This window comes from Streptomyces narbonensis, assembly GCF_014649015.1.
GTDB classification, from domain to species: domain Bacteria; phylum Actinomycetota; class Actinomycetes; order Streptomycetales; family Streptomycetaceae; genus Streptomyces; species Streptomyces narbonensis.
Window position 1 is genome coordinate 24,943 of sequence record NZ_BMSF01000018.1, and the last position, 23,171, is coordinate 48,113.

At 69.0% G+C, this 23,171-nt stretch carries 29 protein-coding genes; 17 read left to right on the forward strand and 12 right to left on the reverse strand.

Features of this window, described 5'->3' with window-relative positions:
* Nucleotides 1-306 precede the first annotated feature (306 nt).
* From IE124_RS28140 to IE124_RS28160, 5 genes are all read right to left on the reverse strand, one after another.
* Nucleotides 307-1,230: a phage distal tail protein gene (locus IE124_RS28140; RefSeq protein ID WP_189511722.1), complete on the reverse strand. Its 924-nt coding sequence runs from the start codon at nucleotides 1,228-1,230 to the stop codon at nucleotides 307-309.
* Between the two features lie 208 nt (nucleotides 1,231-1,438).
* Nucleotides 1,439-2,698, reverse strand: coding sequence for a phage tail protein (locus IE124_RS28145; protein WP_189511725.1), 1,260 nt, complete (start codon nucleotides 2,696-2,698; stop codon nucleotides 1,439-1,441).
* Nucleotides 2,695-3,894, reverse strand: coding sequence for a phage tail protein (locus IE124_RS28150; protein ID WP_189511727.1), 1,200 nt, complete (start codon nucleotides 3,892-3,894; stop codon nucleotides 2,695-2,697). The genes IE124_RS28145 and IE124_RS28150 overlap by 4 nt, the downstream gene beginning before the upstream one ends.
* Nucleotides 3,895-3,922: 28 nt before the next feature.
* Nucleotides 3,923-4,939, reverse strand: a complete 1,017-nt coding sequence (locus IE124_RS28155) for a hypothetical protein (RefSeq protein ID WP_189511728.1) — start codon at nucleotides 4,937-4,939, stop codon at nucleotides 3,923-3,925.
* A 94-nt stretch (nucleotides 4,940-5,033) separates the two neighbouring features.
* The gene (locus tag IE124_RS28160; protein WP_189511730.1) at nucleotides 5,034-5,246 is read right to left on the reverse strand and encodes a hypothetical protein; all 213 of its coding nucleotides are present in this window, start codon (nucleotides 5,244-5,246) and stop codon (nucleotides 5,034-5,036) included.
* A gap of 305 nt (nucleotides 5,247-5,551) precedes the next feature.
* Here IE124_RS28160 and IE124_RS28165 point away from each other — a divergent pair, with 305 nt between their 5' ends.
* A complete protein-coding gene (locus IE124_RS28165) occupies nucleotides 5,552-6,373 on the forward strand; it encodes a hypothetical protein (protein WP_189511732.1) in 822 nt (273 codons plus the stop codon).
* 43 nt (nucleotides 6,374-6,416) lie between these two features.
* Here IE124_RS28165 and IE124_RS35560 read toward each other — a convergent pair whose 3' ends face one another.
* The 4 genes from IE124_RS35560 to IE124_RS28185 all read right to left on the reverse strand — a co-directional run bounded on the left by IE124_RS35560 (nucleotide 6,417) and on the right by IE124_RS28185 (nucleotide 8,413).
* Entirely contained in the window at nucleotides 6,417-6,617 is a 201-nt protein-coding gene (locus IE124_RS35560; RefSeq protein ID WP_306432434.1) for a hypothetical protein, read from the reverse strand.
* A gap of 215 nt (nucleotides 6,618-6,832) precedes the next feature.
* Nucleotides 6,833-7,123 (reverse strand): hypothetical protein, encoded by a 291-nt coding sequence (locus tag IE124_RS28175; RefSeq protein ID WP_017239563.1) that lies wholly within the window; start codon nucleotides 7,121-7,123, stop codon nucleotides 6,833-6,835.
* 90 nt (nucleotides 7,124-7,213) lie between these two features.
* Entirely contained in the window at nucleotides 7,214-7,825 is a 612-nt protein-coding gene (locus tag IE124_RS28180; RefSeq protein WP_189511734.1) for a phage tail tube protein, read from the reverse strand.
* 177 nt (nucleotides 7,826-8,002) lie between these two features.
* A complete protein-coding gene (locus IE124_RS28185; protein ID WP_189511736.1) occupies nucleotides 8,003-8,413 on the reverse strand; it encodes a phage tail termination protein in 411 nt (136 codons plus the stop codon).
* A 538-nt stretch (nucleotides 8,414-8,951) separates the two neighbouring features.
* On the opposite strand from IE124_RS28185, the gene IE124_RS28190 reads away from it, so the two are divergent.
* Nucleotides 8,952-9,788: an ATP-grasp domain-containing protein gene (locus tag IE124_RS28190; RefSeq protein WP_189511738.1), complete on the forward strand. Its 837-nt coding sequence runs from the start codon at nucleotides 8,952-8,954 to the stop codon at nucleotides 9,786-9,788.
* 51 nt (nucleotides 9,789-9,839) lie between these two features.
* On the opposite strand, the gene IE124_RS28195 is transcribed toward IE124_RS28190, so the two are convergent.
* Genes IE124_RS28195 through IE124_RS28205 form a run of 3 tightly spaced genes read right to left on the reverse strand, consistent with a single transcriptional unit; the run spans nucleotide 9,840 to nucleotide 11,183 of the window.
* Nucleotides 9,840-10,070, reverse strand: coding sequence for a MerR family transcriptional regulator (locus tag IE124_RS28195; protein WP_189511740.1), 231 nt, complete (start codon nucleotides 10,068-10,070; stop codon nucleotides 9,840-9,842).
* Nucleotides 10,064-10,903 carry a hypothetical protein gene (locus tag IE124_RS28200; protein WP_370468832.1) on the reverse strand — a complete coding sequence of 280 codons (840 nt, stop codon included), beginning with the start codon at nucleotides 10,901-10,903 and terminating at the stop codon, nucleotides 10,064-10,066. The genes IE124_RS28195 and IE124_RS28200 overlap by 7 nt, the downstream gene beginning before the upstream one ends.
* Complete coding sequence (locus IE124_RS28205; RefSeq protein WP_189511742.1) at nucleotides 10,896-11,183, reverse strand: WhiB family transcriptional regulator; 288 nt, start codon at nucleotides 11,181-11,183, stop codon at nucleotides 10,896-10,898. Before IE124_RS28205 ends, IE124_RS28200 begins: the two co-directional genes overlap by 8 nt.
* 254 nt (nucleotides 11,184-11,437) lie before the next feature.
* On the opposite strand from IE124_RS28205, the gene IE124_RS28210 reads away from it, so the two are divergent.
* From IE124_RS28210 to rpsC, 15 genes are all read left to right on the forward strand, one after another.
* Complete coding sequence (locus IE124_RS28210) at nucleotides 11,438-11,887, forward strand: helix-turn-helix domain-containing protein (RefSeq protein ID WP_189511744.1); 450 nt, start codon at nucleotides 11,438-11,440, stop codon at nucleotides 11,885-11,887.
* A gap of 336 nt (nucleotides 11,888-12,223) precedes the next feature.
* Nucleotides 12,224-12,595, forward strand: coding sequence for a 30S ribosomal protein S12 (rpsL, locus tag IE124_RS28215; protein ID WP_003948652.1), 372 nt, complete (start codon nucleotides 12,224-12,226; stop codon nucleotides 12,593-12,595).
* 2 nt (nucleotides 12,596-12,597) lie between these two features.
* Complete coding sequence (rpsG, locus tag IE124_RS28220) at nucleotides 12,598-13,068, forward strand: 30S ribosomal protein S7 (protein ID WP_055641845.1); 471 nt, start codon at nucleotides 12,598-12,600, stop codon at nucleotides 13,066-13,068.
* A 39-nt stretch (nucleotides 13,069-13,107) separates the two neighbouring features.
* Complete coding sequence (gene fusA, locus IE124_RS28225; RefSeq protein ID WP_189511746.1) at nucleotides 13,108-15,234, forward strand: elongation factor G; 2,127 nt, start codon at nucleotides 13,108-13,110, stop codon at nucleotides 15,232-15,234.
* A 151-nt stretch (nucleotides 15,235-15,385) separates the two neighbouring features.
* Nucleotides 15,386-16,579 carry an elongation factor Tu gene (gene tuf / locus IE124_RS28230; protein ID WP_026058274.1) on the forward strand — a complete coding sequence of 398 codons (1,194 nt, stop codon included), beginning with the start codon at nucleotides 15,386-15,388 and terminating at the stop codon, nucleotides 16,577-16,579.
* Nucleotides 16,580-16,764: 185 nt separating this feature from the next.
* Entirely contained in the window at nucleotides 16,765-17,127 is a 363-nt protein-coding gene (locus IE124_RS28235) for a YciI family protein (RefSeq protein WP_189511748.1), read from the forward strand.
* Complete coding sequence (locus tag IE124_RS28240) at nucleotides 17,124-18,362, forward strand: RNA polymerase sigma factor (protein ID WP_189511750.1); 1,239 nt, start codon at nucleotides 17,124-17,126, stop codon at nucleotides 18,360-18,362. Before IE124_RS28235 ends, IE124_RS28240 begins: the two co-directional genes overlap by 4 nt.
* 451 nt (nucleotides 18,363-18,813) lie before the next feature.
* A complete protein-coding gene (gene rpsJ / locus IE124_RS28245) occupies nucleotides 18,814-19,122 on the forward strand; it encodes a 30S ribosomal protein S10 (RefSeq protein WP_003948644.1) in 309 nt (102 codons plus the stop codon).
* An 11-nt stretch (nucleotides 19,123-19,133) separates the two neighbouring features.
* Entirely contained in the window at nucleotides 19,134-19,778 is a 645-nt protein-coding gene (gene rplC, locus IE124_RS28250; protein ID WP_024755405.1) for a 50S ribosomal protein L3, read from the forward strand.
* A 7-nt stretch (nucleotides 19,779-19,785) separates the two neighbouring features.
* Nucleotides 19,786-20,436, forward strand: a complete 651-nt coding sequence (gene rplD, locus IE124_RS28255) for a 50S ribosomal protein L4 (RefSeq protein ID WP_189511752.1) — start codon at nucleotides 19,786-19,788, stop codon at nucleotides 20,434-20,436.
* Nucleotides 20,436-20,759 carry a 50S ribosomal protein L23 gene (gene rplW / locus IE124_RS28260; protein ID WP_141295699.1) on the forward strand — a complete coding sequence of 108 codons (324 nt, stop codon included), beginning with the start codon at nucleotides 20,436-20,438 and terminating at the stop codon, nucleotides 20,757-20,759. Before rplD ends, rplW begins: the two co-directional genes overlap by 1 nt.
* Before the next feature lie 40 nt (nucleotides 20,760-20,799).
* On the forward strand, nucleotides 20,800-21,636 hold the full coding sequence (rplB, locus tag IE124_RS28265) for a 50S ribosomal protein L2 (RefSeq protein ID WP_189511754.1): 837 nt from the start codon (nucleotides 20,800-20,802) through the stop codon (nucleotides 21,634-21,636).
* A gap of 12 nt (nucleotides 21,637-21,648) precedes the next feature.
* A complete protein-coding gene (gene rpsS / locus IE124_RS28270; RefSeq protein ID WP_015035577.1) occupies nucleotides 21,649-21,930 on the forward strand; it encodes a 30S ribosomal protein S19 in 282 nt (93 codons plus the stop codon).
* Nucleotides 21,931-21,972: 42 nt separating this feature from the next.
* Nucleotides 21,973-22,320, forward strand: a complete 348-nt coding sequence (gene rplV / locus IE124_RS28275) for a 50S ribosomal protein L22 (protein WP_024755410.1) — start codon at nucleotides 21,973-21,975, stop codon at nucleotides 22,318-22,320.
* Entirely contained in the window at nucleotides 22,320-23,168 is an 849-nt protein-coding gene (gene rpsC / locus IE124_RS28280) for a 30S ribosomal protein S3 (protein ID WP_017239578.1), read from the forward strand. The genes rplV and rpsC overlap by 1 nt, the downstream gene beginning before the upstream one ends.
* Nucleotides 23,169-23,171: the final 3 nt, after the last annotated feature.

The window sequence follows — 23,171 nt, forward strand, 5'->3', positions numbered from 1 at the left end:
CGGGTCCTGGGCGCGATGCCTGGGCCTGGGCTTGGGCCTTGCCTGGCCTGGGCCTGGTGGCAGGAGGCCGGGATCGCCGGCCGAGGCCGCGGATGGCGGCCGAGGCCGCGGATCCGCGGCGCGGGTCAGGGGCCGGGATATCAGCGGCGGGGGCGGGCGATCGGCGCCGCGGGGCAGAGCCGGATCAGCGGCGGGCCGACGACAGCGGCGCGGGTCAGGAGCCGGGATCAGCGGCCCTGGCCGACGGTCAGCGGCGCTGGTCAGCGCCGGATCGGCGGCCGGGGCCGGGCGGTCAGCGGTGGCGGGTCACCATTCGGCGCTGCGCCAGCGGACCGTCATCTGGGCGTCCGGAGTGGCCGAGTCGGGCCGGAAGGACAGTTCCGTACGGCCCGGTTCGAGCGCGAACAGCTCCTCCGGGTTGGAGTCGGCCATCGCGGTGTGCCGCCGCGACGCGGAGTTGTTGAGCATGACCGTGCCCGCGCCGGTGTCGACGACGAGTTCGTCGCCGGCGGCCAGGTCGATCGCGTACCGCAGCCGGCGGCGCGTGGTCCGCTCGGTGACGGTGGGGACGGAGCACGGGCCGCGGAAGACGATCACAGGGTGGCAGGGGGCCGAGCCGCTGTTCACGGCGACGACGTCACCGGTGCTCTTCGCCTCGCCCCAGGTGAGCGGCCAGGTGAGCGGCCATTCGAGCCCCCGCTCGGGCTGCGGTGCCGTCGTGCTGACCATCTGCTCGGTGACGACGTACCGGCGCGGGTCGGACGCCAGCCACTGGACGGACATGCGCGAGCTGCCCTGGGTGGCGAAGCCCTGGTCGGCGGGGACGACGCGCTGGGCGATCCGGGCGCGCACGGTGAGGAGTTCGCCGTGCAGCCGGACGGTGAGCCAGCGCTCCTCGTCGAGGAGGGCGAGGGCCTGGCGCAGCGCGCGGATGGCCTCCGAGGCCTGGTTGAACTCCGGAATCAGGACGACCGTGCCGCCGACCTTGCGCGGCTTGGCGAACCGGGAGCCCGGCCAGGCGCCGTGGGAGGTCGGCCGGTCGGCGTCGGAGGAGTCGTACTCGGGCAGGTCCTCCCAGCCCGACAGGCCGGACTTGTCGATGTTGAACGGCGTGCCGGGCCCGATGAGAAGCCCGGCCCACTGGATCTGCCCGTCCTGGGTGATCAGTGAGCCGGGCGCGAGGTCGGCGGTGTAGGTGCTTCCGGCGTATGCGGTTGTGGTCTCGGCCATGGGGGCCGTCACCTCACTTCTGATGGGAGGTCGGCGGGTGTCGGGGAGCGGCCGTCGCCGGGGCGGCGGCGTGGGCGGTCGCTCGGGCGGCGGCGTGGGCGGTCGCTCATGCGGTCGTGCGGGCGGTCGCTCAGCCGCCGCCGCGTGGGTCGTCGCTCGGGTGGCCGTGTGGGAGGTCGCTCAGGCATCCGTGCGGGAGGTCGCTCGCTCACGCGGCCGCGTGGGCCGTCGCGAGGAAGAGCAGGTCCTCGGCGACCGCCCGGGGGCCGGCGCCCGGCTTCTCGTGGAAGTCCCGTACGTAGTGCGGCTTCGGGAGCGGCTCGGTGAGCGCCGGCACGCGGCGGTTCTCCAGCTGGGAGAGCGGGTCGATGCGGTACTCGTCCGCGTCGCCGCCCGGGAAGACGATGCCGCCGTCGGCGAGCATGGGGATCTTGTCGAGGTCGACACCGAACTTCTTGTCGGTGAGGGGGATCTCGAAGCTGAGCTTGTTGAGACCGTCGATGATCCAGTTGACGAAGGCGATCATGCCGTTGATCGGACCCTTGACGACCCCGATCACCGAGCTCAGAGCGCCCTTGATCAGGTCACCGATACCGCGCAGGGCTCCGGAGACCGCGTCCTTCGCGGTACGGAAGAAGCCGGGGACGGAGTCGGTGATCCAGGAGACGACGGGGCGTACGGCGTTCTTGATGCCGTCCATCGCGCCCGAGGCGATCCCTCGGAGGGAGTTCCAGGCGGAGGAGACGGCGGAGCCGAGCCGCTCGACGCCCTTGATGGCGACGCCGATGCCCGTGATCACTCCGGTGATCAGGGCCAGGTACCCCTCGAAGTACGTCCCGACCGCCGTCCCGATCATCTCCACGAACGGGGCCAGGAAGTTCCAGATCTCCAGGATGATCTTGAGGGCGTGGTCGAAGACCTGTTGCATGAGCTGCTGGCCGGTCTCGGAGTTCAGCGCGAACTCGATGATGGCCGCCGCGACGGGCACGAGGATGCCGACGATGAAGCCGAGCGGGTTGGCCCGCATGGCGACGTTGACGGCGGTCATCGCGACGGAGGCGACGGTCATGACGGTGCCGAAGGTGCCCATCAGGCCGGTGATGACGTCGGCGATGGGGAGCATCGGCAGGAGCAGTCCGAGGATGGCGCCGAGACCGGTGCCGATCTTGGCGGCGGCGGTACGGGCCTTGCCGGCGGCGGTGCCGAACCGCTTGACGCCGGCGGGCGCGGTGGACCGGCGGATCTTGGTGACGGAGGTGGCAGCGCCGGACGCGGCGGTGCCGAGGGTGCGGAGGGTGGTGCCCGCGGTGCGCACGCCGGTGGCGAGGACGCCGACGCCGCCGGACGCCTGCTGGACGTTCTGCCTGAGCTTCCGGATCGCGGTGTCCGCATCGCCGACACCCCGCTGCAGGGAGCTCATCGCCGGGACGGCGACCCTGAATCGGGGCATGGCGACGACGGCGATCATCCGCGTGCCTTCGCCAGGTACATCAGGGCGTCGGCCGTGGACTGCGGGTCACTGCCGCGGGCGGCGTGGTAGTGCTCGATGTGCAGTCCGGTGCCGCCCTGCCCGGCCTGGGTGCCGGCGTTCATACGGGCGCGCTTCGCGGTCATGGCGAGCAGCCGGTCCAGCTTGGAGAGCGGGAGGACGGCCTCGGCCTCGCCGGCCTCGGCGAGGATCGCCGGGACACCGCCGTGGCGGGGCATGACGACACCACCGGTGGCGAGCATGGGGATGGTCGGCAGGTTGACGCCGAAGGTCTTGCCGCCGACGACGGGGACCCAGCCGGGGACGCTGACCTTGACCCGGTTGAGGCTGCTGATCATCGAGTTGATGAGCCCGATGACGGAGTTGATCGGGCCCTTCACGCCGCTCTTGATGCCGTCGAACGCCCGGGACGCGATGTCCTTGAGGCCGTTCCAGATGGACGACATCTTGTCCTTGACGGCGGTGAACGCCTTCGGGATCGCCTCCTTGATCCAGTCGACGACCGGCGTGATGACGGCCTTGATGCCCTTCCAGACGCCGCTGATGACGCTCTTGATCGCGTTCATCACCGTGGTGATGACCGACTTCCAGATGTTCACGTACGTCTTGATGACGGTCGCGACGGCCTTGACGACGGTCGAGATGGCCGTCTTGATGCCGTTCCAGACCGTCTTGATCAGGGCGCCGGCCTTCTTCATGATCGGGCCGATGGCCTTCATGACGGCGCTGATGACGGTCTTGATGGCGTCGAACGCCTTCTTCATGACCGTCTGCATCGTCTTCGAGCGCATCGCCATCTCGACGATCTTCTCGATGAGCGGCATGAAGAGTTCGAGGAGCCGGGCGAGGATGTTGCCCTTCATGGACTTGTTGAGCTTGTCCTGGCCCTTGGCCGCCTTGCCGGCGCCCGACTCGTACTTGCCGAGCTTGCCGCCGGCCGACTGCGCGGTGTCGCCGGCCTTCTTCATGGAGCGCTCGGCCTGGTCCGAGGCGGTCTTGAGGTTCTTGAGCTGACCGGTGGAGCCCTGGGCGGCGGTCTTCAGGTTCTTGAGCTGGCCGTTGGCCGCCCGGCCGGCGTCGCCGACCTTCTTGACCGAGGTGCCGGCGCCGGATGCCTGCGACTTGAGGGCGCGCAGGGAGTCTGAAGCCTTTTTGGCGGAGCTGACGAGAGACATGGGGTACCTCCTTTCTGGGAAGTGGGGGTCAGCCGGTGGCGCCGGCGATCACGGTGTCGAGGGTGCGGACCGTGGTCTGGAGGCCCTCGAACTTTTCGCGGAGGGTCTGGGTCTTGGTGGCGAGTTCGCCCATCTTCGTGGCGACACCGTCCAGCTCCGTCGGCTTGGGGATCTTGGTCGGCTGGTAGTCGAGAACGGCCTTGTTGAGCTTCTCGATGCCCTCGGCGACGTTCTTCAGCGTCGTGAGGTTGACCAGCCCGATGGCGTCGCTGATGGTCTTGACGGCCCTCGCCATCTTGGTGGCCTTGGACTCGCGCGGCAGCTTGCTGAAGGACTGCAGGAAATCGGGCGCCAGCCGGTTGAACTTCTCCACCGAGACGTTCAGCGGGTCGAGCTTCTGGCGCAGAGCCTCGGCCCGCTGGGCGTTGGCAGGGTCGCTCACGAGGTCGGCGAGGCTGGTGCCGCCGTTCCAGACCCGCTGCTCGCGCTTCTTGACGTCGCCGAGCGCCTCCCGCCCCCAGCCTCCGTCAGCGTTCTTGGTCCAGACCCGCCGGGTGTCGTCGCCGCGAGCCTGCGCCCCGCGCCATGCGTTGACGATCAGGCCCCTGATGGCGGGCAGCAGGGTGACCAGTGCCATGCCTCCGAGAGCCGCGAGGAGCCAGTGCTGCCACTGGACATCGGCGCCTGCCTCCTTGCTCTCGTACCACTTCTCCCACGCTGCGGCGATGCCGCCGAGGAACGGCGTGGCCTCCAGGAGTTCGACACCCTTGTTCTTCGTGACCTCTGTGTGGATTTCCTTGATCTGCTCGACGATGGGGAGGAAGAAGTTCTCCGTGGTGATCTTCGGAACGACGTCGATCAGGTGCTTCTTCAGCGCGGAGGCGACCGCCTGGGTTGTTTCGACGAACGGTTCCTTCTCCTTGGTCTCCTTATTCGTGTTGGCGACCAGGTACTTGACCTCTTGCAGCTCCTCCTTCTTCTCTGTGAGGAGGGCCTTCTTGAGGTCCGCGATCTCAGTGGAGAGCTCGTCGGGGGTCTTTGCCATGGGTTACTCCGCTTCCGGCCGATGTCGGCCAAGCGCCGAAAAGCCCCTGCCGGTCGCGGCAAGGGCTCGTTCGTGCGGGGGCGTCCGGAGACGGTCAGGCGTCCTCGTCCCGGCGGGAGTTGCGGCGCGTCGTCGCGAGGGCGTCGTTCCAGCCCGCCGCGTACGCGACGGTCTCGCAGCGGGAGACCTCGGCGTACAACGTGCCGAGCAACGCTCTCTTGTCGAGGGCGACGGGTCCGTCGAGGAGCTGGCGGAGGCGGTCCTGGAGCGGGGTGTGCGGTCGGGATGCCTCGGCCTGCTGAGTCATGGACGCCTGCCTTCCGTTTGCTTGCCCGTGCGTGTGTGGCGGCGCCGCGGAGTTGAGAAGCGGGGGCACCACGTGTTCGAACTTCTGTGCGAACAGAGTGTGGAACATCTGTTCGATGTTTGTCGAGCGGGAAACGCTCGACGGCGTGTCGTTTGGCAGGTCCCCCGAACGAAGCAGTGGCCGAATCAGAGCTTCTGTTCGACCGGGTAACCTGGAGGACGCGTTCCTCGGCCCGACCACTCCGGGGGGCGAGGGGCGCGAGGGGCGCGCGGGGACCCCAGGGGGCTGGAAGGCAGTACTGACGCATGGACACGGAGCCGGGCGCGAGCCGGCGGGGGCAAGTCGTCGACTGGCTTGCGAACCACCCTGACCTGCCCCACCTCTTCGCGTATCTTTCCGAGCTCGTGCACGTCCATGGGTACGCTCCCGAGGATCTCGTCGTGATTCCCCGGAGCGAGTTGGACCGTCGCGAGACGACCGCCTTCACCTCCGGCTGGGCCGAGGCCGTGTCGGACGAACTCCCGCGAATACGCCGGGAGTACGAGAGGCGCGTGGCGGACGCCTACGCCCAGGGACAGGGCGACGCGCGGGGAATCCGCCGCCCCCAGCGCCGTACGGACGGGAGCCAGGAGGGTGCCCGGGTCATAGCGCTGCCCTTCGCTCGTCTCCTGGAACCGCCGGCCGCCGTCGTCGAGGCCGAGAGCCGGGTCCGCAGGGAGCGTGAACTGTTCGAACAGCGCTCCGAGTTGGAGACCGAGCCCACCGCTCCCTTGCTCGTGCCGGATCCCGAACCCGAGCCTGAGCCCGAGCACCAGAGGGAGCCAGGGCCGGAGTCGGAGTCGGAGCCGGATTCGGACGTCCTCGTCACCGCCCAGGAGAGCCGTACCCGCAGGAACGCCCAGCCGGTACGGAAGGTCGTCCGCGGCAAAGGCGGACGCCCGATCGTCCCGCCGCTGGCGGGCGTACCCGTGCAGACGACGACCGGCAGCGAGCGCCGAGCCGCCGAGTCCACCGGAGGGGAGACGCGCGCGGGCCGGCGACGCCGCCTCTCCGAGCGGGCCCGGGCCCTGGAAGAGGAGTTGACCTCCGAGCGAGCACGGGAAGCGCCCCCGGAGTCCGCTCCCTGACGGGAACGGACTCCGGGGGCCGCGGGGGCGTGACTCTTCGGCTTCAGCCGAAGAACCGGGCGAGCCGTTCGGGGGAGACCTCGGGGGTCTCCGCCTCGGAGGAGTGCTCGTCCTGCCCTTCGGTCTCCTCGTCCTCGTCCTCGACGCCCGGACGGGGTACGGGCTTGGGCGGGTCCGGCTGGTCGCCGTCTTCGGATCCGTTGACGCACTGGAACATCCAGTTCGAGACGGCCAGATGGTCCACCGTCGCCGCGAGGAGGTGGTCGGTGATCGACCACTCGGCCGCCTCGCCGTGGATCTCGCGCTGGAGGGCGCTGTCCCGCGGCAGATGCTTGATCAGCGCCAGGACCCGCCTGCTGGAGAGCTCCTCGCGGTGCCAGTCGAGGATGTCGAGCCCGTAATAGCGGATGAGGTCCGCCTCAAGGGCCTCGGCGTGTTCGTCAATGAACTCGACGAGGCTCAGTCTTCCCCCAGGCCGAGCCCGGTCTCCTTGCCGTAGGCCTCCAGGATGGCGGCGATGTCCTGCATGGTGATGTCGTGCTGCTCGAAGCGGTTGAACTGCTCCTCACCCATCAGGAGCGCGAGCAGGCCGTCCACGTCGTTGTCGTCGAGCTTGCGCAGCCCCTTGGCGGTGGCGCGGCTGAGCTCGGTCGGAAGGGTGTAGGTCTCGCCGTCCAGCTCGAAGGACCACTTGCGTCCGTGGGCCTCCTGTCGCTGGGCGCGGGCTGCGTTGACGTCGAAACGGGCCATGGTGATGCGTACTCCTTGTTCGAGTGAGTGAAGAGGAGAGGGGTGGGGCGGGACGGAGTTCTCCGTCCCGCCCCGGGTGGGGAAGGGGGATCAGACCGCCGCGCCGTACTGGCTGTCCTTCATGAGGAAGGTCGCCAGCGGCTTGCCGTCGCCCTTCGACATGGCGGAGAAGGTGACGCCCAGCTGGGAGGCCGCCTTGCGGGCCAGCTTGATGTCGTCGGAGGCGGTGACCTGGCCACGCGGGATGATGAAGCGGTACGTGACCGCGGTCGTGCCACCGGCCTTCACGTCGGTGAACTCCAGGCCGAGGGCGCGCACGTCGGAGAACGGGCGCTCGGCGATCTCGTAGCGGTAGGTGTCGACCGCCGGGGTGGGCTCGGCCTTGACCTCGCCGCCGCCCATGAAGAAGGGCAGCGTCAGCTCGTTGAACTGGAGCATCGAGAACTTCAGCGAGAGGTCACGGGCCGAGTAGATGTAGTGGACCGGGGAGACCGACTGCCACGAGTCGATGGCCTCCAGCTTGTCCTTCTTGGAGAAGGTCACGCCGTCGCCGGTGGTGAAGCCGAGGTCCTTCCAGCCCGCGCCGGTCCAGTCGGCGGCGGCGTCGGTGCCGAAGGTGGCCGGGGCGGACGTGCCGGCGTCGGCCACGTAGAGCTTGCCGGTACCTGCGACGCGGATCTCGGCAGAGTTGTTTCCAGCCATGGTGGTGTTTCTCCTTGTGATGAGAGGGCTGACCGCACCGGACGGGGAGTCCGGGTACGGCAAAGGCCCCGCCGGACGGCGAGGCCTGGTCTGTGGGGTGAGTGCCCGTCAGGGAGCCGGACCGGCTCGGAAGGCGCTCAGGGCGGCGAGCGACCGGAAGACGCTCGCGGTGAGCGGCTAGAAGACGCTCAGGGAGAGGCGGATCACGCAGAGGTAGCGGTTCGCGCCCCGGTAGAGGTAGTCGGGCAACCAGCGCGGCCCGTCCTGCTCCTCGACGTCGTGCACGACGTTGTCGGCGCCGATCTGCTTGCCGATGGTGGCGAGCAGCGCCCGCCGGGCCGCGTTGGCGAGGACGTGGGCGGCGGTCTTGCTCGGCCCGTAGACCTCGAACTCGATCAGCGGCATGTCGACGTGCTGGTCGCCGATCCAGGCGCCGCCGCGGCGGTTCACCAGGACGGCGCTCGTCGTGCCGTCGAAGCCGGCCGGGGCGTTGACCGCGATCGTGGCGCCGGCGAGGGCGGGGTCGGCCTTGAGGACGTCGACGACCAGCTTCTCGACGTCCGGGAAAGCACTCGGGGGAGTGGTCATGACGGTTCTCCTCGGTGGAGGGGAGGGATGGCGGGACGGGGTGCCGCCCGGGGCGCTCCGGCAGGAGAGGGGCGGGGCGCGGCAGCGCGCCCGGACGGCGGACGGCGGAGCCGCGTCCCGTCCTGCGGGCGCAGCTCCGCCGCTGCACCAACTGTGACAGCGATCGTGCGCGCACGCAACTAGAACGGGCGGAGATGTGCCGGGCTCCCGGGAAAGCCCGCCGGAAGCGGGGGATGCGCCGAGCTCCCCGGCCCCCCCCGGCCACAAGCGGGGGATGCGCCCGGCTCCCCGGCCCCCGGCCGCAAGCGGGGGATGCGCCCGGCTCCCCGGCCCCCGGCCGCAAGCGGGGGATGCGCCCGGCTCCCCGGCCCCCGGCCGCAAGCGGGGGATGCGCCCGGCTCCCCGGCCCCCGGCCGCAAGCGGGGGATGTGCCCGGCTCCCGGGCCCCCGGCCGGAAGCGGGGGATGTGCCGGGCTCCCCCGACCCCCGCCGGAAGCCGCCTCGATAGGTTGTCCCGACCAGACCCAGGGAGCCGCCCGTGTCCGCCACCCGCCCCCGCCGCCCCCGCCTGCTGTACGTGACCGACCTGGCCTACCCGGCCAAGGGCCGGCGCTACGGCGACGAGGACGTCCGGCTCACCGCCCGGCTGCGCGCCGACTTCGACCTCGCCCTCTGCCACCCGCTCGACGCCGCCGCCCTCATGGAGGGCTTCGACGCCGTCGTCGTCCGCAACAGCGGCCCGGTCCTCGCGTACGAGAAGGAGTACGAGGCCTTCCGCGAGCGCGCCCTCGCCCTCGGCACCCGCGTCTACAACCCGCTCCACGGCCGCGGCGACATGGCCGGCAAGCAGTACCTGCTCGACCTCACCGCCGCCGGGTACCCCGTCATCCCCACCGCCGACCGCCCCGAGGACCTCCACCGGCTGCCCGACGCCACGGAGTACGCGGTCAAGCCCAAGGCCGGCGCCGACTCCATAGGACTGCGCTTCGTGACCCGCGAGGAGCTCGACGCCCTCCCGTACGGCGACCTCCTCGTCCAGCCGCGCGTCCACTTCCGGTACGAGGTCTCCTTCTACTTCGTCGACGACCTCTTCCAGTACGCCCTGTACGCCCCCGACCCCGAGCGCCGCTGGGTCCTGGAGCCGTACGAAGCGACCGCCGAGGACCTCGCCTTCGCCCGCCGCTTCGTCGAGTGGAACACCCTCGACCACGGCATCCAGCGCGTCGACGCCTGCCGGACCCCGGAGGGCGAGCTCCTCCTCGTCGAGCTGGAGGACCTCAATCCGTACCTCTCCCTCGACCGCGTCGCCGAGCCGGTGCGCGAGCGCTTCGCCGAGACTCTGGTCCGCTCCCTCCACGCCTTCCTGAGGACATGACGAAGCGCCCCGATTCCGGATCCGGAATCGGGGCGCTCAGGTGAGGGACGATCAGGCGGTACGTGTACGCCGGCGGGCCAGCCGCTCCGCCGCGAAGACGTCCTCCAGGCGGAAGAGCTGCGCGCGGCCCGCCTTGCCCGCGGCCCGCAGGTGTCCCAGCTGGACCCACTTGCGGATGGTCGCGGGGGCGACCCCGGCCTCTTCGGCGGCGAGCGGCCCGGGGATCAGCGCGGGCAGGGCGGCCGCCACCGGCAGAGCCGGCATCGCGGGCGAGCTCAGCATGAGGTCTCCTTCGTGTCGTCCATCGCCGCTTCGATCTCCTCGGTGCGCGTCCCCGAGGCCTCCGTCAGTTCCGTCCACGCGCCCTCCGGCCACAGGTGCCGGTAGGCCGGGTCGTCCTGGCAGCCGCACGCGGCGTCCGTGCACACGCACGCCGGGTTCACGCACAGCACCGCCCGCCGGTCGGGGAACGCCCGCAGCGACACCGAGTCGCACCAGGGGCAGCGCCCCGAGACCCGGACGATCGTCTCCGCGTCGCCCAGCGTCCGCGCGCACCGGCGGGCCATCCGCCGGATCTCGTCCCGGACGTGCCGGGCGAGGACCGGATGGGCGGCGACGGCGTCGAGCAGTCCGACGATGCGCCGCAGTCGCTCGATCACCCCGGCGCGGCGCGGCCTCGGGAGGGCGAGCCGGGCGCAGACCGCCTCCTCCAGCTCCACCACGCCGTCGGTGATGTCCCGGATGGCGTCGGAGATGTGGAGTCGGATCGGGGCGGCGCCGTGCCCGGGGACGGAGAGGCCGTGCCGCTGTTCGAGGAGCAGGGCCTCGCGCCGCTCCTCGCGGATCAGCTCGTCGCGGCCGGGGTGCGGGGCGGTGGGGGCGGTCCCGGCGGGGGAGCGGCGGCCGGGCGCCAGCTCGTCGGAGAGCTCGGGGAACTGCCGTACGAGGGAGGCGGTCCAGAGGGCGATGTCCCGCAGCACGAGCTCGACGGTGCGGTCCGTGCGGTCCGAGCGGTCGGCGCGCTCGGCGGCGACGGCGGTGCGGGACGTGCTGTCTGCGCGGTCAGTGTGACCTGCGCGGTCTGCGTGGTCTGCGTGGTCGGTGAGGTCAGCCACGGCGGCGGCCCCCCGCCTTCGCGACGGCCTTCGCGACCGCCTTCGCTACGCGCTCTGCGTCCGCCGCGCGGCCGTTGCGCCACAGGCGGCCCGCGCAGACGCCGTCGAAGTAGCTCTCGGCCGGGGCCACGGCCGCCTCGCACTCACGGCGGACGGGACAGTCGGCGCAGGCGCGCAGCGCCGGGGCGGCGTCCTTGGGCCGACGGGCGAAGACGACGGACGGGGAGAGGCCGGCGCACGCGGCGGAGGCCTGCCAGGGGGACGGGTCGGTCGGGAACAAGAGGGTTCTCCACGGTCCGGGGCCACCGGGGCGTCCATGGGGCCGGTGGGGCTTCTGGGGCTCAGGGGGCCGACGAGTGCGGCGATGAGCAGCCTTACACGTTGCGTGCGAGCGCGCAACAAACTTGTGGAGGGCGTCCCGACCAGGTCTTCATCGATTCGACACGATTGCGTGCCCGAAAGCACGTAATTCTGTGCGCGCAAGCACGCTAAAGTAAGGCATTCGGAAGGGTGGGGAGTGAGGGAGCGGTACACATGACCAGTCAAGGGCTCGACGAATTCGCGGGCTGGGTCGAAGGCCTGATGAGAGCGCGCGGATACGACATCGACAGTCCTCGTGGCGGCGGGAAGTCCCGGATCGCCGACGAGGCGGGGGTGCACCGCGCCGCCGTGACGCGCCTGCTCCAGCGGCAGAGCATGCCCGACCTGGAGACCATGCGCCGGATCGCCCCGCTCCTCGGGGTCTCCGTGCGGGACATGCTGATCCGGTCCGGCCGGGTCACCCCCGAGGAGCTGCCGCTGGCGGACGACCTCCTGCCGCCCGACGACTGGCAGCCGACCATGGAGGACTTCGCCCGCTGGCTCGGCGTGCCCGACGAGCGCCTGGGCGTCTTCGTCAAGGTCGTGAACCAGTTCCTGGAGCCCGACGAGGAGGGCCTGGAGGACGCCGCCGCCGTGGAGGCGCGGCGCACCGCACGCGACTGACCACCGCCGGCGCGGCGGTACGGGGCGGCCCACCGCGCCCCCGCCGCGCCCCGGTCACGCCCCCGCCGCGTCTCCGCCGCGCCCGGGGTCCGCGCGCGTGGCCATTTGTTTTGACCGGAGTCCGTGCGATAGGTACGCTCAAGCCTTGTGCCTGGGGTGTGCCTGGGCTCGCGTGCGTGTCTTCCGCCGCACAGCGAGTCCGCGAAACGGCCACCGTGATCCGCGCCGCCTTTTCCGCCTTCGGCGGAGGTTCGCGAGATTCGACACACCCGACCGCGTGGGTCGGCGCGTGTTCCAGGTTAGTTTCACCGACGGCACACAGAAACCGGAGAAGTAGTGCCTACGATCCAGCAGCTGGTCCGTAAGGGCCGGCAGGACAAGGTCGAGAAGAACAAGACGCCCGCACTCGAGGGTTCCCCTCAGCGTCGCGGCGTCTGCACGCGTGTGTTCACGACCACCCCGAAGAAGCCGAACTCGGCCCTCCGTAAGGTCGCGCGTGTGCGTCTGACCTCGGGCATCGAGGTCACGGCCTACATCCCGGGTGAGGGTCACAACCTGCAGGAGCACTCCATCGTGCTCGTGCGTGGTGGCCGTGTGAAGGACCTGCCGGGTGTTCGTTACAAGATCATCCGCGGTTCCCTCGACACGCAGGGCGTCAAGAACCGTAAGCAGGCTCGCAGCCGCTACGGCGCCAAGAAGGAGAAGTAAGAATGCCTCGTAAGGGCCCCGCCCCGAAGCGCCCGGTCATCATCGACCCGGTCTACAGCTCTCCTCTTGTCACCTCGCTGATCAACAAGATCCTGCTGGACGGCAAGCGTTCCACCGCCGAGCGCATCGTGTACGGCGCCATGGAGGGTCTTCGCGAGAAGACCGGCCAGGACCCGGTCATCACGCTGAAGCGCGCGCTTGAGAACGTCAAGCCGTCCCTCGAGGTCAAGTCCCGTCGTGTCGGTGGCGCCACCTACCAGGTGCCGATCGAGGTCAAGCCGGGCCGCGCGTCCACGCTGGCCCTCCGCTGGCTCGTCGGTTACTCCCGCGCCCGTCGCGAGAAGACCATGACCGAGCGCCTCCTGAACGAGCTCCTCGACGCCTCCAACGGCCTCGGTGCTTCGGTCAAGAAGCGTGAGGACACGCACAAGATGGCCGAGTCCAACAAGGCCTTCGCGCACTACCGCTGGTAGTCGCAACCCACATCGAGACCGAGAGAAGACTGAGCCGATATGGCTACCACTTCGCTTGACCTTGCCAAGGTGCGCAACATCGGCATCATGGCTCACATCGACGCGGGCAAGACGACCACCACCGAGCGGATCCTGTTCTACACCGGCGTCTCGTACAAGATCGGTGAAGTCCACGACGGCGCTGCCACGATGGACTGGATGGAGCAGGAGCAGGAGCGCGGCATCACGATCACGTCCGCCGCGACGACCTGCCACTGGCCGCTCGAGAATGTCGATCACACGATCAACATCATCGACACGCCGGGCCACGTCGACTTCACCGTCGAGGTGGAGCGTTCGCTGCGCGTGCTCGACGGTGCTGTCACCGTGTTCGACGGTGTGGCCGGCGTCGAGCCGCAGTCCGAGACCGTTTGGCGTCAGGCGGACCGCTACGGCGTTCCGCGTATCTGCTTCGTCAACAAGCTCGACCGCACCGGTGCCGACTTCCTGCGCTGCGTCGACATGATCGTGGACCGCCTCGGCGCGACCCCGATCGTCATGCAGCTCCCGATCGGTGCCGAGATGGACTTCCAGGGTGTTGTGGACCTCGTCCGCATGAAGGCCCTGGTCTGGTCCGCCGAGGCGTCCAAGGGCGAGATGTACGACGTCGTCGACATCCCGGCCTCGCACACCGAGCTCGCCGACGAGTACCGCGCCAAGATGGTCGAGGCCATCGCGGAGAACGACGAGGAGCTCATGGAGCTCTTCCTCGAGGGCACCGAGCCCACCGAGGAGCAGCTCTACGCCGCCGTCCGCCGCATCACCATTGCCTCCGGCAAGGGTGGCGACACCACGGTGACCCCCGTCTTCTGCGGTACCGCGTTCAAGAACAAGGGCGTCCAGCCCCTGCTCGACGCGGTCGTGCGCTACCTTCCCTCCCCCCTGGACGTCGAGGCCATCGAGGGCCACGACGTCAAGGACGCCGAGGTCGTCGTGAAGCGCAAGCCGTCCGACGAGGAGCCGCTGTCGGCCCTCGCGTTCAAGATCGCGAGCGACCCGCACCTCGGCAAGCTCACCTTCGTCCGGATCTACTCCGGTCGCCTGGAGGCCGGCACCGCGGTGCTGAACTCCGTCAAGGGCAAGAAGGAGCGCATCGGCAAGATCTACCGCATGCACGCGAACAAGCGTGAGGAGATCGACTCGGTGGGCGCCGGCGACATCGTCGCCGTCATGGGCCTGAAGCAGACCACCACCGGTGAGACGCTGTGCGACGACAAGAACCCGGTCATCCTGGAGTCCATGGACTTCCCGGCGCCGGTCATCCAGGTCGCGATCGAGCCCAAGTCCAAGGGTGACCAGGAGAAGCTGGGTGTTGCCATCCAGCGTCTCGCGGAGGAGGACCCCTCCTTCCAGGTGCACTCGGACGAGGAGACCGGCCAGACCATCATCGGTGGTATGGGCGAGCTTCACCTCGACATCCTCGTCGACCGTATGCGTCGCGAGTTCAAGGTCGAGGCGAACGTCGGCAAGCCGCAGGTCGCGTACCGCGAGACGATCCGCAAGGCCGTCGAGCGCGTGGACTACACCCACAAGAAGCAGACCGGTGGTACCGGTCAGTTCGCCAAGGTGCAGATCGCGATCGAGCCCATCGAGGGCGGCGACGCCTCGTACGAGTTCGTGAACAAGGTCACCGGTGGCCGCATCCCGAAGGAGTACATCCCTTCGGTCGACGCGGGTGCGCAGGAGGCCATGCAGTTCGGCATCCTGGCCGGCTACGAGATGACTGGCGTCCGCGTCATCCTTCTCGACGGTGGCTACCACGAGGTCGACTCCTCCGAGCTCGCGTTCAAGATCGCCGGCTCGCAGGCCTTCAAGGAGGCCGCGCGCAAGGCTTCTCCCGTCATCCTTGAGCCGATGATGGCCGTCGAGGTCACCACGCCCGAGGACTACATGGGTGAGGTCATCGGTGACATCAACTCCCGCCGTGGCCAGATCCAGGCCATGGAGGAGCGTCACGGTGCTCGCATCGTGAAGGGCCTCGTGCCCCTCTCGGAGATGTTCGGCTACGTCGGAGACCTCCGCAGCAAGACCTCGGGTCGCGCAAGCTACTCGATGCAGTTCGACTCCTACGCCGAGGTTCCGCGGAACGTCGCCGAGGAGATCATCGCGAAGGCCAAGGGCGAGTAACTCTCCCGAGTTCACGCTTTAGGCTTGACACCAGTCACCGGGGCTCGACCCCCGAAACCCGAGGAATCGGGCCCCGGTGGATGGCATCCCAGCAAAGATCACCTGGCGCCGATGAAGCAAGGCGTACAGAACCACTCCGCAGGAGGATTCAGTGGCGAAGGCAAAGTTCGAGCGGACTAAGCCGCACGTCAACATCGGCACCATCGGTCACATTGACCACGGTAAGACGACCCTCACGGCCGCCATTACCAAGGTGCTGCACGACGCGTACCCGGACCTGAACGAGGCCTCGGCCTTCGACCAGATCGACAAGGCTCCCGAGGAGCGCCAGCGCGGTATCACCATCTCGATCGCGCACGTCGAGTACCAGACGGAGTCGCGTCACTACGCGCACGTCGACTGCCCCGGTCACGCTGACTACATCAAGAACATGATCACGGGTGCCGCGCAGATGGACGGCGCCATCCTCGTGGTCGCCGCCACCGACGGCCCGATGCCGCAGACCAAGGAGCACGTGCTCCTGGCCCGCCAGGTCGGCGTTCCGTACATCGTCGTCGCCCTGAACAAGGCCGACATGGTGGACGACGAGGAGATCCTGGAGCTCGTCGAGCTCGAGGTCCGTGAGCTCCTCTCCGAGTACGAGTTCCCGGGCGACGACCTTCCGGTCGTCCGTGTCTCGGCGCTCAAGGCCCTCGAGGGCGACAAGGAGTGGGGCGAGAAGCTCCTCGGCCTCATGCACGCGGTGGACGAGTCCATCCCGCAGCCCGAGCGTGACGTCGACAAGCCGTTCCTGATGCCGATCGAGGACGTCTTCACGATCACCGGTCGTGGCACCGTCGTCACCGGTCGTATCGAGCGCGGTATCCTCAAGGTCAACGAGACCGTCGACATCATCGGTATCAAGACCGAGAAGACCACCACCACGGTCACCGGTATCGAGATGTTCCGCAAGCTGCTCGACGAGGGCCAGGCCGGTGAGAACGTCGGTCTGCTCCTCCGTGGCATCAAGCGCGAGGACGTCGAGCGCGGCCAGGTCATCATCAAGCCGGGCTCGGTTACGCCGCACACCAACTTCGAGGCGCAGGCGTACATCCTGTCGAAGGACGAGGGTGGCCGTCACACCCCGTTCTTCAACAACTACCGCCCGCAGTTCTACTTCCGTACCACGGACGTGACCGGCGTCGTGACCCTCCCCGAGGGCACCGAGATGGTCATGCCGGGCGACAACACCGCCATGAGCGTTGAGCTGATCCAGCCCATCGCCATGGAGGAGGGCCTCAAGTTCGCCATCCGTGAGGGTGGCCGGACCGTCGGCGCCGGCCAGGTCGTCAAGATCACTGCCTGATCTGTGATCTGACCTGGTAGCTCAAGTAGCTGCAGCAGAAGGCCCCGCACCATTCGGTGCGGGGCCTTCTCGCGTATCCGCCCGGAAAAATTCGTAGGGTCGGAGATGTCGAGGCCGTACGGACGGCTCCGACTCATGGGTGACAGCGCGCCACAGGGGCGCGCGGGACGGGGAGGACACCCGAGATGAAGTACGTCGCGATGATCTACGGCAACCAGGCCAAGTGGGAGTCCTTCCCGGTCGAGGCCTGGCCCGAGGCGATCGCCCGGCAGGAGGCCTTCAACCGGAAGTACCGGGAGACCGGTGAGCTGCTCGGCGCGTACGGACTCGCCGACGCGGCCGCCGCCCGGCTCGTCCGCCGCGAGGACGGCGCCCCCGCCGTCACCGACGGGCCGTACCTGGAGACCAAGGAGTACCTGGCCAGCTTCTACCTGCTCGACTGCGACAGCGCCGAGCGCGCCCAGCAGATCGCCGCGGACATGCCCTTCGCGGACGTCGACCCCGTAGAGCTCTGGCCGGTCCTGCACGAGTCCGCGGCGGACGTGTGACCGGAACCCGCGAGATCGAGGACCTGCTGCGTGAGTGCGCGCCGCAGGTCCTCGGCCTGCTCGTCCGGCGGCACGGCAGCTTCGACGCCTGCGAGGACGCCCTCCAGGAGGCCCTGATCGCCGCCGCGCGGCAGTGGCCGGATGACGGCGTCCCCGACAACGCCCGCGCGTGGCTGTTCACCGTCGCGACCCGCAAGTACATCGACCAGCTGCGTGCCGACGTCGCACGCCGGCGCCGCGAGGACGCGCTCGCCTTCGCCACGCCCGACGCCGAGCTCGTCGCCCAGGCCGCGGACACCCCCGCCGCGAGCGGCGACGACTCCCTGTCCCTGCTCTTCCTCTGCTGCCACCCGGACCTGTCGTCCCCCAGCCGGATCGCGCTCACCCTGCGGGCCGTCGGCGGCCTCACCACCGCCCAGATCGCCGCCGCCTTCCTCGTGCCCGAGTCGACCATGGCGCAGCGCATCAGCCGGGCCAAGCAGGCGATCAAGGCCGCCGGGGGAGGGCTGGCCCAGCCCGAGGGGGCGGACCGGGCGGCGCGGCTCGCCGAGGTGCGGCACGTCCTCTACCTGACCTTCAACGAGGGCTACACGGCCAGCGGCGGCGATGAGCTCACCGCGCCCGCACTCTCCACGGAGGCGATCCGGCTCACCCGGCTCCTGCACCGGCTCGTCCCCGAGGACACCGAGACCGCGGGCCTGCTCGCGCTGATGCTGCTCACCGACGCCCGCCGCCCGGCCCGTACGGGCCCGCACGGCGAGCTGGTGCCGCTCGCCGAGCAGGACAGGGGCCGCTGGGACGTGCGGCTGATCGGGGAAGGCGTCGAGCTGATCAGCCGCACCCTGCCGAAGGGGGAGATCGGGCCGTACCAGCTCCAGGCGGCGATCGCGGCCGTGCACGACGAGGCCGAGTCCGCGGCGGCCACGGACTGGCCGCAGATCCTGGCCCTGTACGAGCTCCTGGAGCGGACCGGGGACAACCCGGTGATCACGCTCAACCGCGCGGTCGCGGTCGCGATGGTCCACGGCCCCGAGGCGGGCCTGGAGCTGCTCGCCGGCCTGGCGGAGGACAAGCGCCTGGCCCATCACCACCGGCTCCTGGCGACCCGCGCGCACCTGCTCGAACTTCTCGGCGACGAGGAGGGCGCGGCGGCGGCCTACCGAGAGGCGGCCCGGCACACGACGAGCGCTCCCGAGCGCCGCCATCTGACGGAGCGGGCACGCCGGTTGGGGTGAAGGGCGCCGAGAGGGGGCGCCCGGGAACACGCGTGCGCCCCGGCGCTTGCCCGTACGTGACGTGGGGTACAGTCTTCGACCCCGATTGGCGGCCGGAAGGTCCCGTATGGCAGACTGTCGGGGTTGCTCGGTTGAGTGCCGATGCTGCGCGCCTCCCGTCGGGAGGACCGGAAGCGAGTCCCACAGTACTCGTCGCTTCACACCTCTCTGCTGAGAGGCGTCGGGCGGACGTACGGGAATCTTCTGGGAAGCGTCAGCGGGGCGCCGGCCAGGCTCCCGGTGGGTGTTCCACCCCCGACTCGCGGTCATGGTGACCGCACCCCCTTGGTTGGGAAATCCTTAGGGATTTCTGCGTAGAGGGAGTGCGACACGCCCGACCGCGTGGGTCGGAGGTAGGACGCGAACCGACCGGGGGACCAGAGCGTTACGAGACAAAGGACTACTAGTAGCCATGGCGGGACAGAAGATCCGCATCCGGCTCAAGGCCTACGACCACGAGGTCATCGACTCCTCGGCGAAGAAGATCGTCGAGACGGTGACCCGCACTGGTGCGTCGGTCGCGGGCCCGGTGCCGCTGCCCACTGAGAAGAACGTGTACTGCGTCATCAAGTCGCCGCACAAGTACAAGGACTCTCGCGAGCACTTCGAGATGCGCACGCACAAGCGCCTCATCGACATCCTCGACCCCACGCCGAAGACGGTTGACTCGCTCATGCGTCTCGACCTCCCGGCGGGCGTTGACATCGAGATCAAGCTCTGAGGGCGCGCGAGATGGCTAAGAACATCAAGGGCATCCTGGGCGAGAAGCTCGGCATGACGCAGGTCTGGGACGAGAACAACCGGGTCGTCCCGGTGACCGTCGTCAAGGCCGGCCCGAATGTCGTGACCCAGGTCCGTACGAACGACGTCGACGGCTACGAGTCGGTCCAGATCGCCTTCGGCGAGATCGACCCTCGCAAGGTGAACAAGCCCCTCAAGGGTCACTTCGCCAAGGCTGACGTCACCCCGCGCCGCCACCTGGTGGAGCTCCGCACCGCTGACGCCTCCGAGTACACGCTCGGCCAGGAGATCACCGCCGAGCTCTTCGAGGCCGGCGTGAAGGTCGACGTCACCGGTAAGAGCAAGGGCAAGGGCTTCGCCGGTGTCATGAAGCGCCACAACTTCCGTGGTGGCAAGGCGTCGCACGGTGCCCACCGCGTGCACCGTAAGCCCGGCTCCATCGGTGGCTGCGCCACTCCGGGTCGTGTCTTCAAGGGCATGAAGATGGCCGGTCGCATGGGTAACGAGCGTGTGACCACCCAGAACCTGACCGTCCACGCCGTTGACGCCGAGAAGGGTCTGCTGCTCATCAAGGGCGCCGTCCCCGGCCCCAACGGTGGCCTCGTCCTGGTCCGCACCGCGGCCAAGGGGGTTTGAGGAACCGATGAGCACCATTGACATCCTTTCGCCGGCAGGCGACAAGACCGGGACCGTCGAGCTCCCCGCGGAGATCTTCGGCGCCAAGGTCAGCGTTCCGCTGATCCACCAGGTCGTCGTCGCGCAGCTGGCCGCGGCCCGTCAGGGCACGCACAAGACCAAGAGCCGTGGCGAAGTCCGCGGTGGTGGCAAGAAGCCTTACCGCCAGAAGGGCACCGGCCGCGCCCGTCAGGGTTCGACCCGCGCCCCGCAGTTCGCCGGTGGTGGCGTCGTGCACGGTCCCGTGCCGCGTGACTACTCGCAGCGGACCCCGAAGAAGATGAAGGTCGCCGCCCTCCGCGGTGCCCTCTCGGACCGGGCCACCCACTCCCGCATCCACGTCGTCACCGGCGTGGTCGAGGGTGGCATCTCCACCAAGGCCGCCAAGACGCTGTTCGGCAAGATCTCGGAGCGCAAGAACGTGCTCCTGGTCGCCGAGCGCTCCGACGAGGCCGCGTGGCTGTCCGCTCGTAACCTGCCCCAGGTGCACATCCTGGAGCCGGGCCAGCTCAACACGTACGACGTGATCGTCTCCGACGACGTGGTCTTCACCCAGGCCGCCCTCGAGTCCTTCGTGTCTGGCCCCCAGACCGCTGAGACCGAAGGGAGCGACGCCTGATGACTGACGCCGTCGTCACCAGCAAGACCTTCTCGGACCCGCGTGACATTCTCGTCAAGCCGGTTGTCTCGGAGAAGAGCTACGCCCTGCTGGACGAGAACAAGTACACGTTCATCGTCGCGCCTGGCTCCAACAAGACCCAGATCAAGCAGGCCGTCGAGGCGGTCTTCTCGGTCAAGGTCACCGGGGTCAACACGATCAACCGCCAGGGCAAGCGCAAGCGCACCAAGGCCGGTTTCGGCAAGCGCAAGGACACCAAGCGCGCCATCGTGACCCTTGCTGAGGGCAACCGTATCGACATCTTCGGCGGTCCGACCGCCTAACGGCGGTCTGGATCGTCCGGAATCGGACGAGGACTGAGAAATGGGAATCCGCAAGTACAAGCCGACTACGCCGGGCCGTCGTGGCTCCTCCGTAGCCGACTTCGTCGAGATCACGCGGTCCACGCCGGAGAAGTCGCTGGTTCGCCCCCTGCACAGCAAGGGCGGCCGTAACAACACCGGTCGGATCACCGTTCGCCACCAGGGTGGCGGACACAAGCGCGCCTACCGCGTGATCGACTTCCGTCGTCACGACAAGGACGGCGTGCCGGCGAAGGTCGCTCACATCGAGTACGACCCCAACCGCACCGCGCGCATCGCGCTGCTCCACTACGCGGACGGCGAGAAGCGCTACATCATCGCCCCGAAGAACCTGACGCAGGGTGACCGGGTCGAGAACGGCCCCGGCGCGGACATCAAGCCCGGCAACAACCTGGCGCTCCGCAACATCCCGGTCGGTACCACGATCCACGCGATCGAGCTCCGTCCCGGTGGCGGCGCCAAGTTCGCGCGCTCCGCTGGTGCCTCCGTGCAGCTGCTGGCGAAGGAGGGCACGATGGCCCACCTTCGTATGCCGTCCGGTGAGATCCGTCTCGTCGACGCCCGCTGCCGTGCCACCATCGGCGAGGTCGGCAACGCCGAGCAGTCGAACATCAACTGGGGCAAGGCCGGCCGTAAGCGCTGGCTGGGCGTTCGCCCGACCGTTCGCGGTGTGGCGATGAACCCGGTCGACCACCCGCACGGTGGTGGTGAGGGCAAGACCTCCGGTGGTCGCCACCCGGTCTCCCCGTGGGGTCAGAAGGAGGGTCGTACTCGCTCGCCGAAGAAGGCTTCGAGCAAGTACATCGTCCGCCGCCGCAAGACGAACAAGAAGCGCTAGGAGCGGGTTTAGATGCCGCGCAGTCTCAAGAAGGGACCCTTCGTCGACGGCCACCTCGTCAAGAAGGTGGACGCCCAGAACGAAGCCGGTACCAAGAACGTCATCAAGACCTGGTCCCGTCGCTCGATGATCATCCCGGCCATGCTCGGCCACACGATCGCGGTGCACAACGGCAAGACCCACATTCCGGTGTTTGTCACCGAGTCGATGGTCGGCCACAAGCTCGGCGAGTTCTCGCCGACGCGCACCTTCCGGGGTCACGTGAAGGACGACCGGAAGTCGAAGCGCCGCTAGTAGCGGGGTGGAATGACCATGACAGACACTGGAAGGACAACCATGGAAGCCAGGGCCCAGGCGCGGTACATCCGCGTCACGCCCATGAAGGCCCGCCGCGTGGTGGACCTTATCCGTGGCATGGATGCCACGGAGGCTCAGGCGGTCCTGCGTTTCGCCCCGCAGGCCGCGAGCGTGCCGGTTGGCAAGGTGCTGGACAGCGCCATTGCCAACGCTGCACACAACTACGACCACACTGACGCCTCTTCGCTGGTCATCAGCGAGGCGTACGTCGATGAGGGCCCGACCCTGAAGCGGTTCCGTCCGCGTGCTCAGGGCCGTGCATTCCGGATCCGTAAGCGGACCAGCCACATCACCGTGGTCGTCAGCAGCAAGGAAGGAACCCGGTAATGGGCCAGAAGGTTAACCCGCATGGGTTCCGGCTCGGCATCACCACGGACTTCAAGTCCCGCTGGTACGCCGACAAGCTGTACAAGGACTACGTCAAGGAAGACGTCGCCATCCGTCGGATGATGACGTCCGGCATGGAGCGCGCCGGCATCTCGAAGGTTGAGATCGAGCGCACCCGTGACCGCGTGCGGGTGGACATCCACACCGCGCGTCCCGGCATCGTCATCGGCCGCCGTGGCGCCGAGGCCGACCGCATCCGCGGTGACCTCGAGAAGCTCACGGGCAAGCAGGTCCAGCTGAACATCCTCGAGGTCAAGAACCCCGAGATGGACGCTCAGCTGGTTGCTCAGGCCGTTGCCGAGCAGCTCTCCTCCCGCGTCTCCTTCCGTCGCGCCATGCGTAAGAGCATGCAGGGCACGATGAAGGCCGGCGCCAAGGGCATCAAGATCCAGTGTGGCGGTCGTCTCGGCGGCGCCGAGATGTCCCGCTCGGAGTTCTACCGCGAGGGTCGTGTGCCGCTGCACACGCTCCGCGCGAACGTGGACTACGGCTTCTTCGAGGCCAAGACGACCTTCGGTCGCATTGGCGTCAAGGTCTGGATCTACAAGGGCGACGTCAAGAACATCGCCGAGGTCCGCGCCGAGAACGCTGCGGCCCGTGCGGGTAACCGCCCGGCCCGTGGCGCCGGCGCTGGCGACCGCCCGGCCGGCCGTGGTGGCCGTGGTGGCGAGCGTGGCGGCCGCGGCCGCAAGCCGCAGCAGCAGTCCGCGCCGGCTGCCGAGGCCCCCAAGGCCGACGCTCCCGCCGCCGCTGCCGCTCCGGCTGAGAGCACCGGAACGGAGGCCTGACCG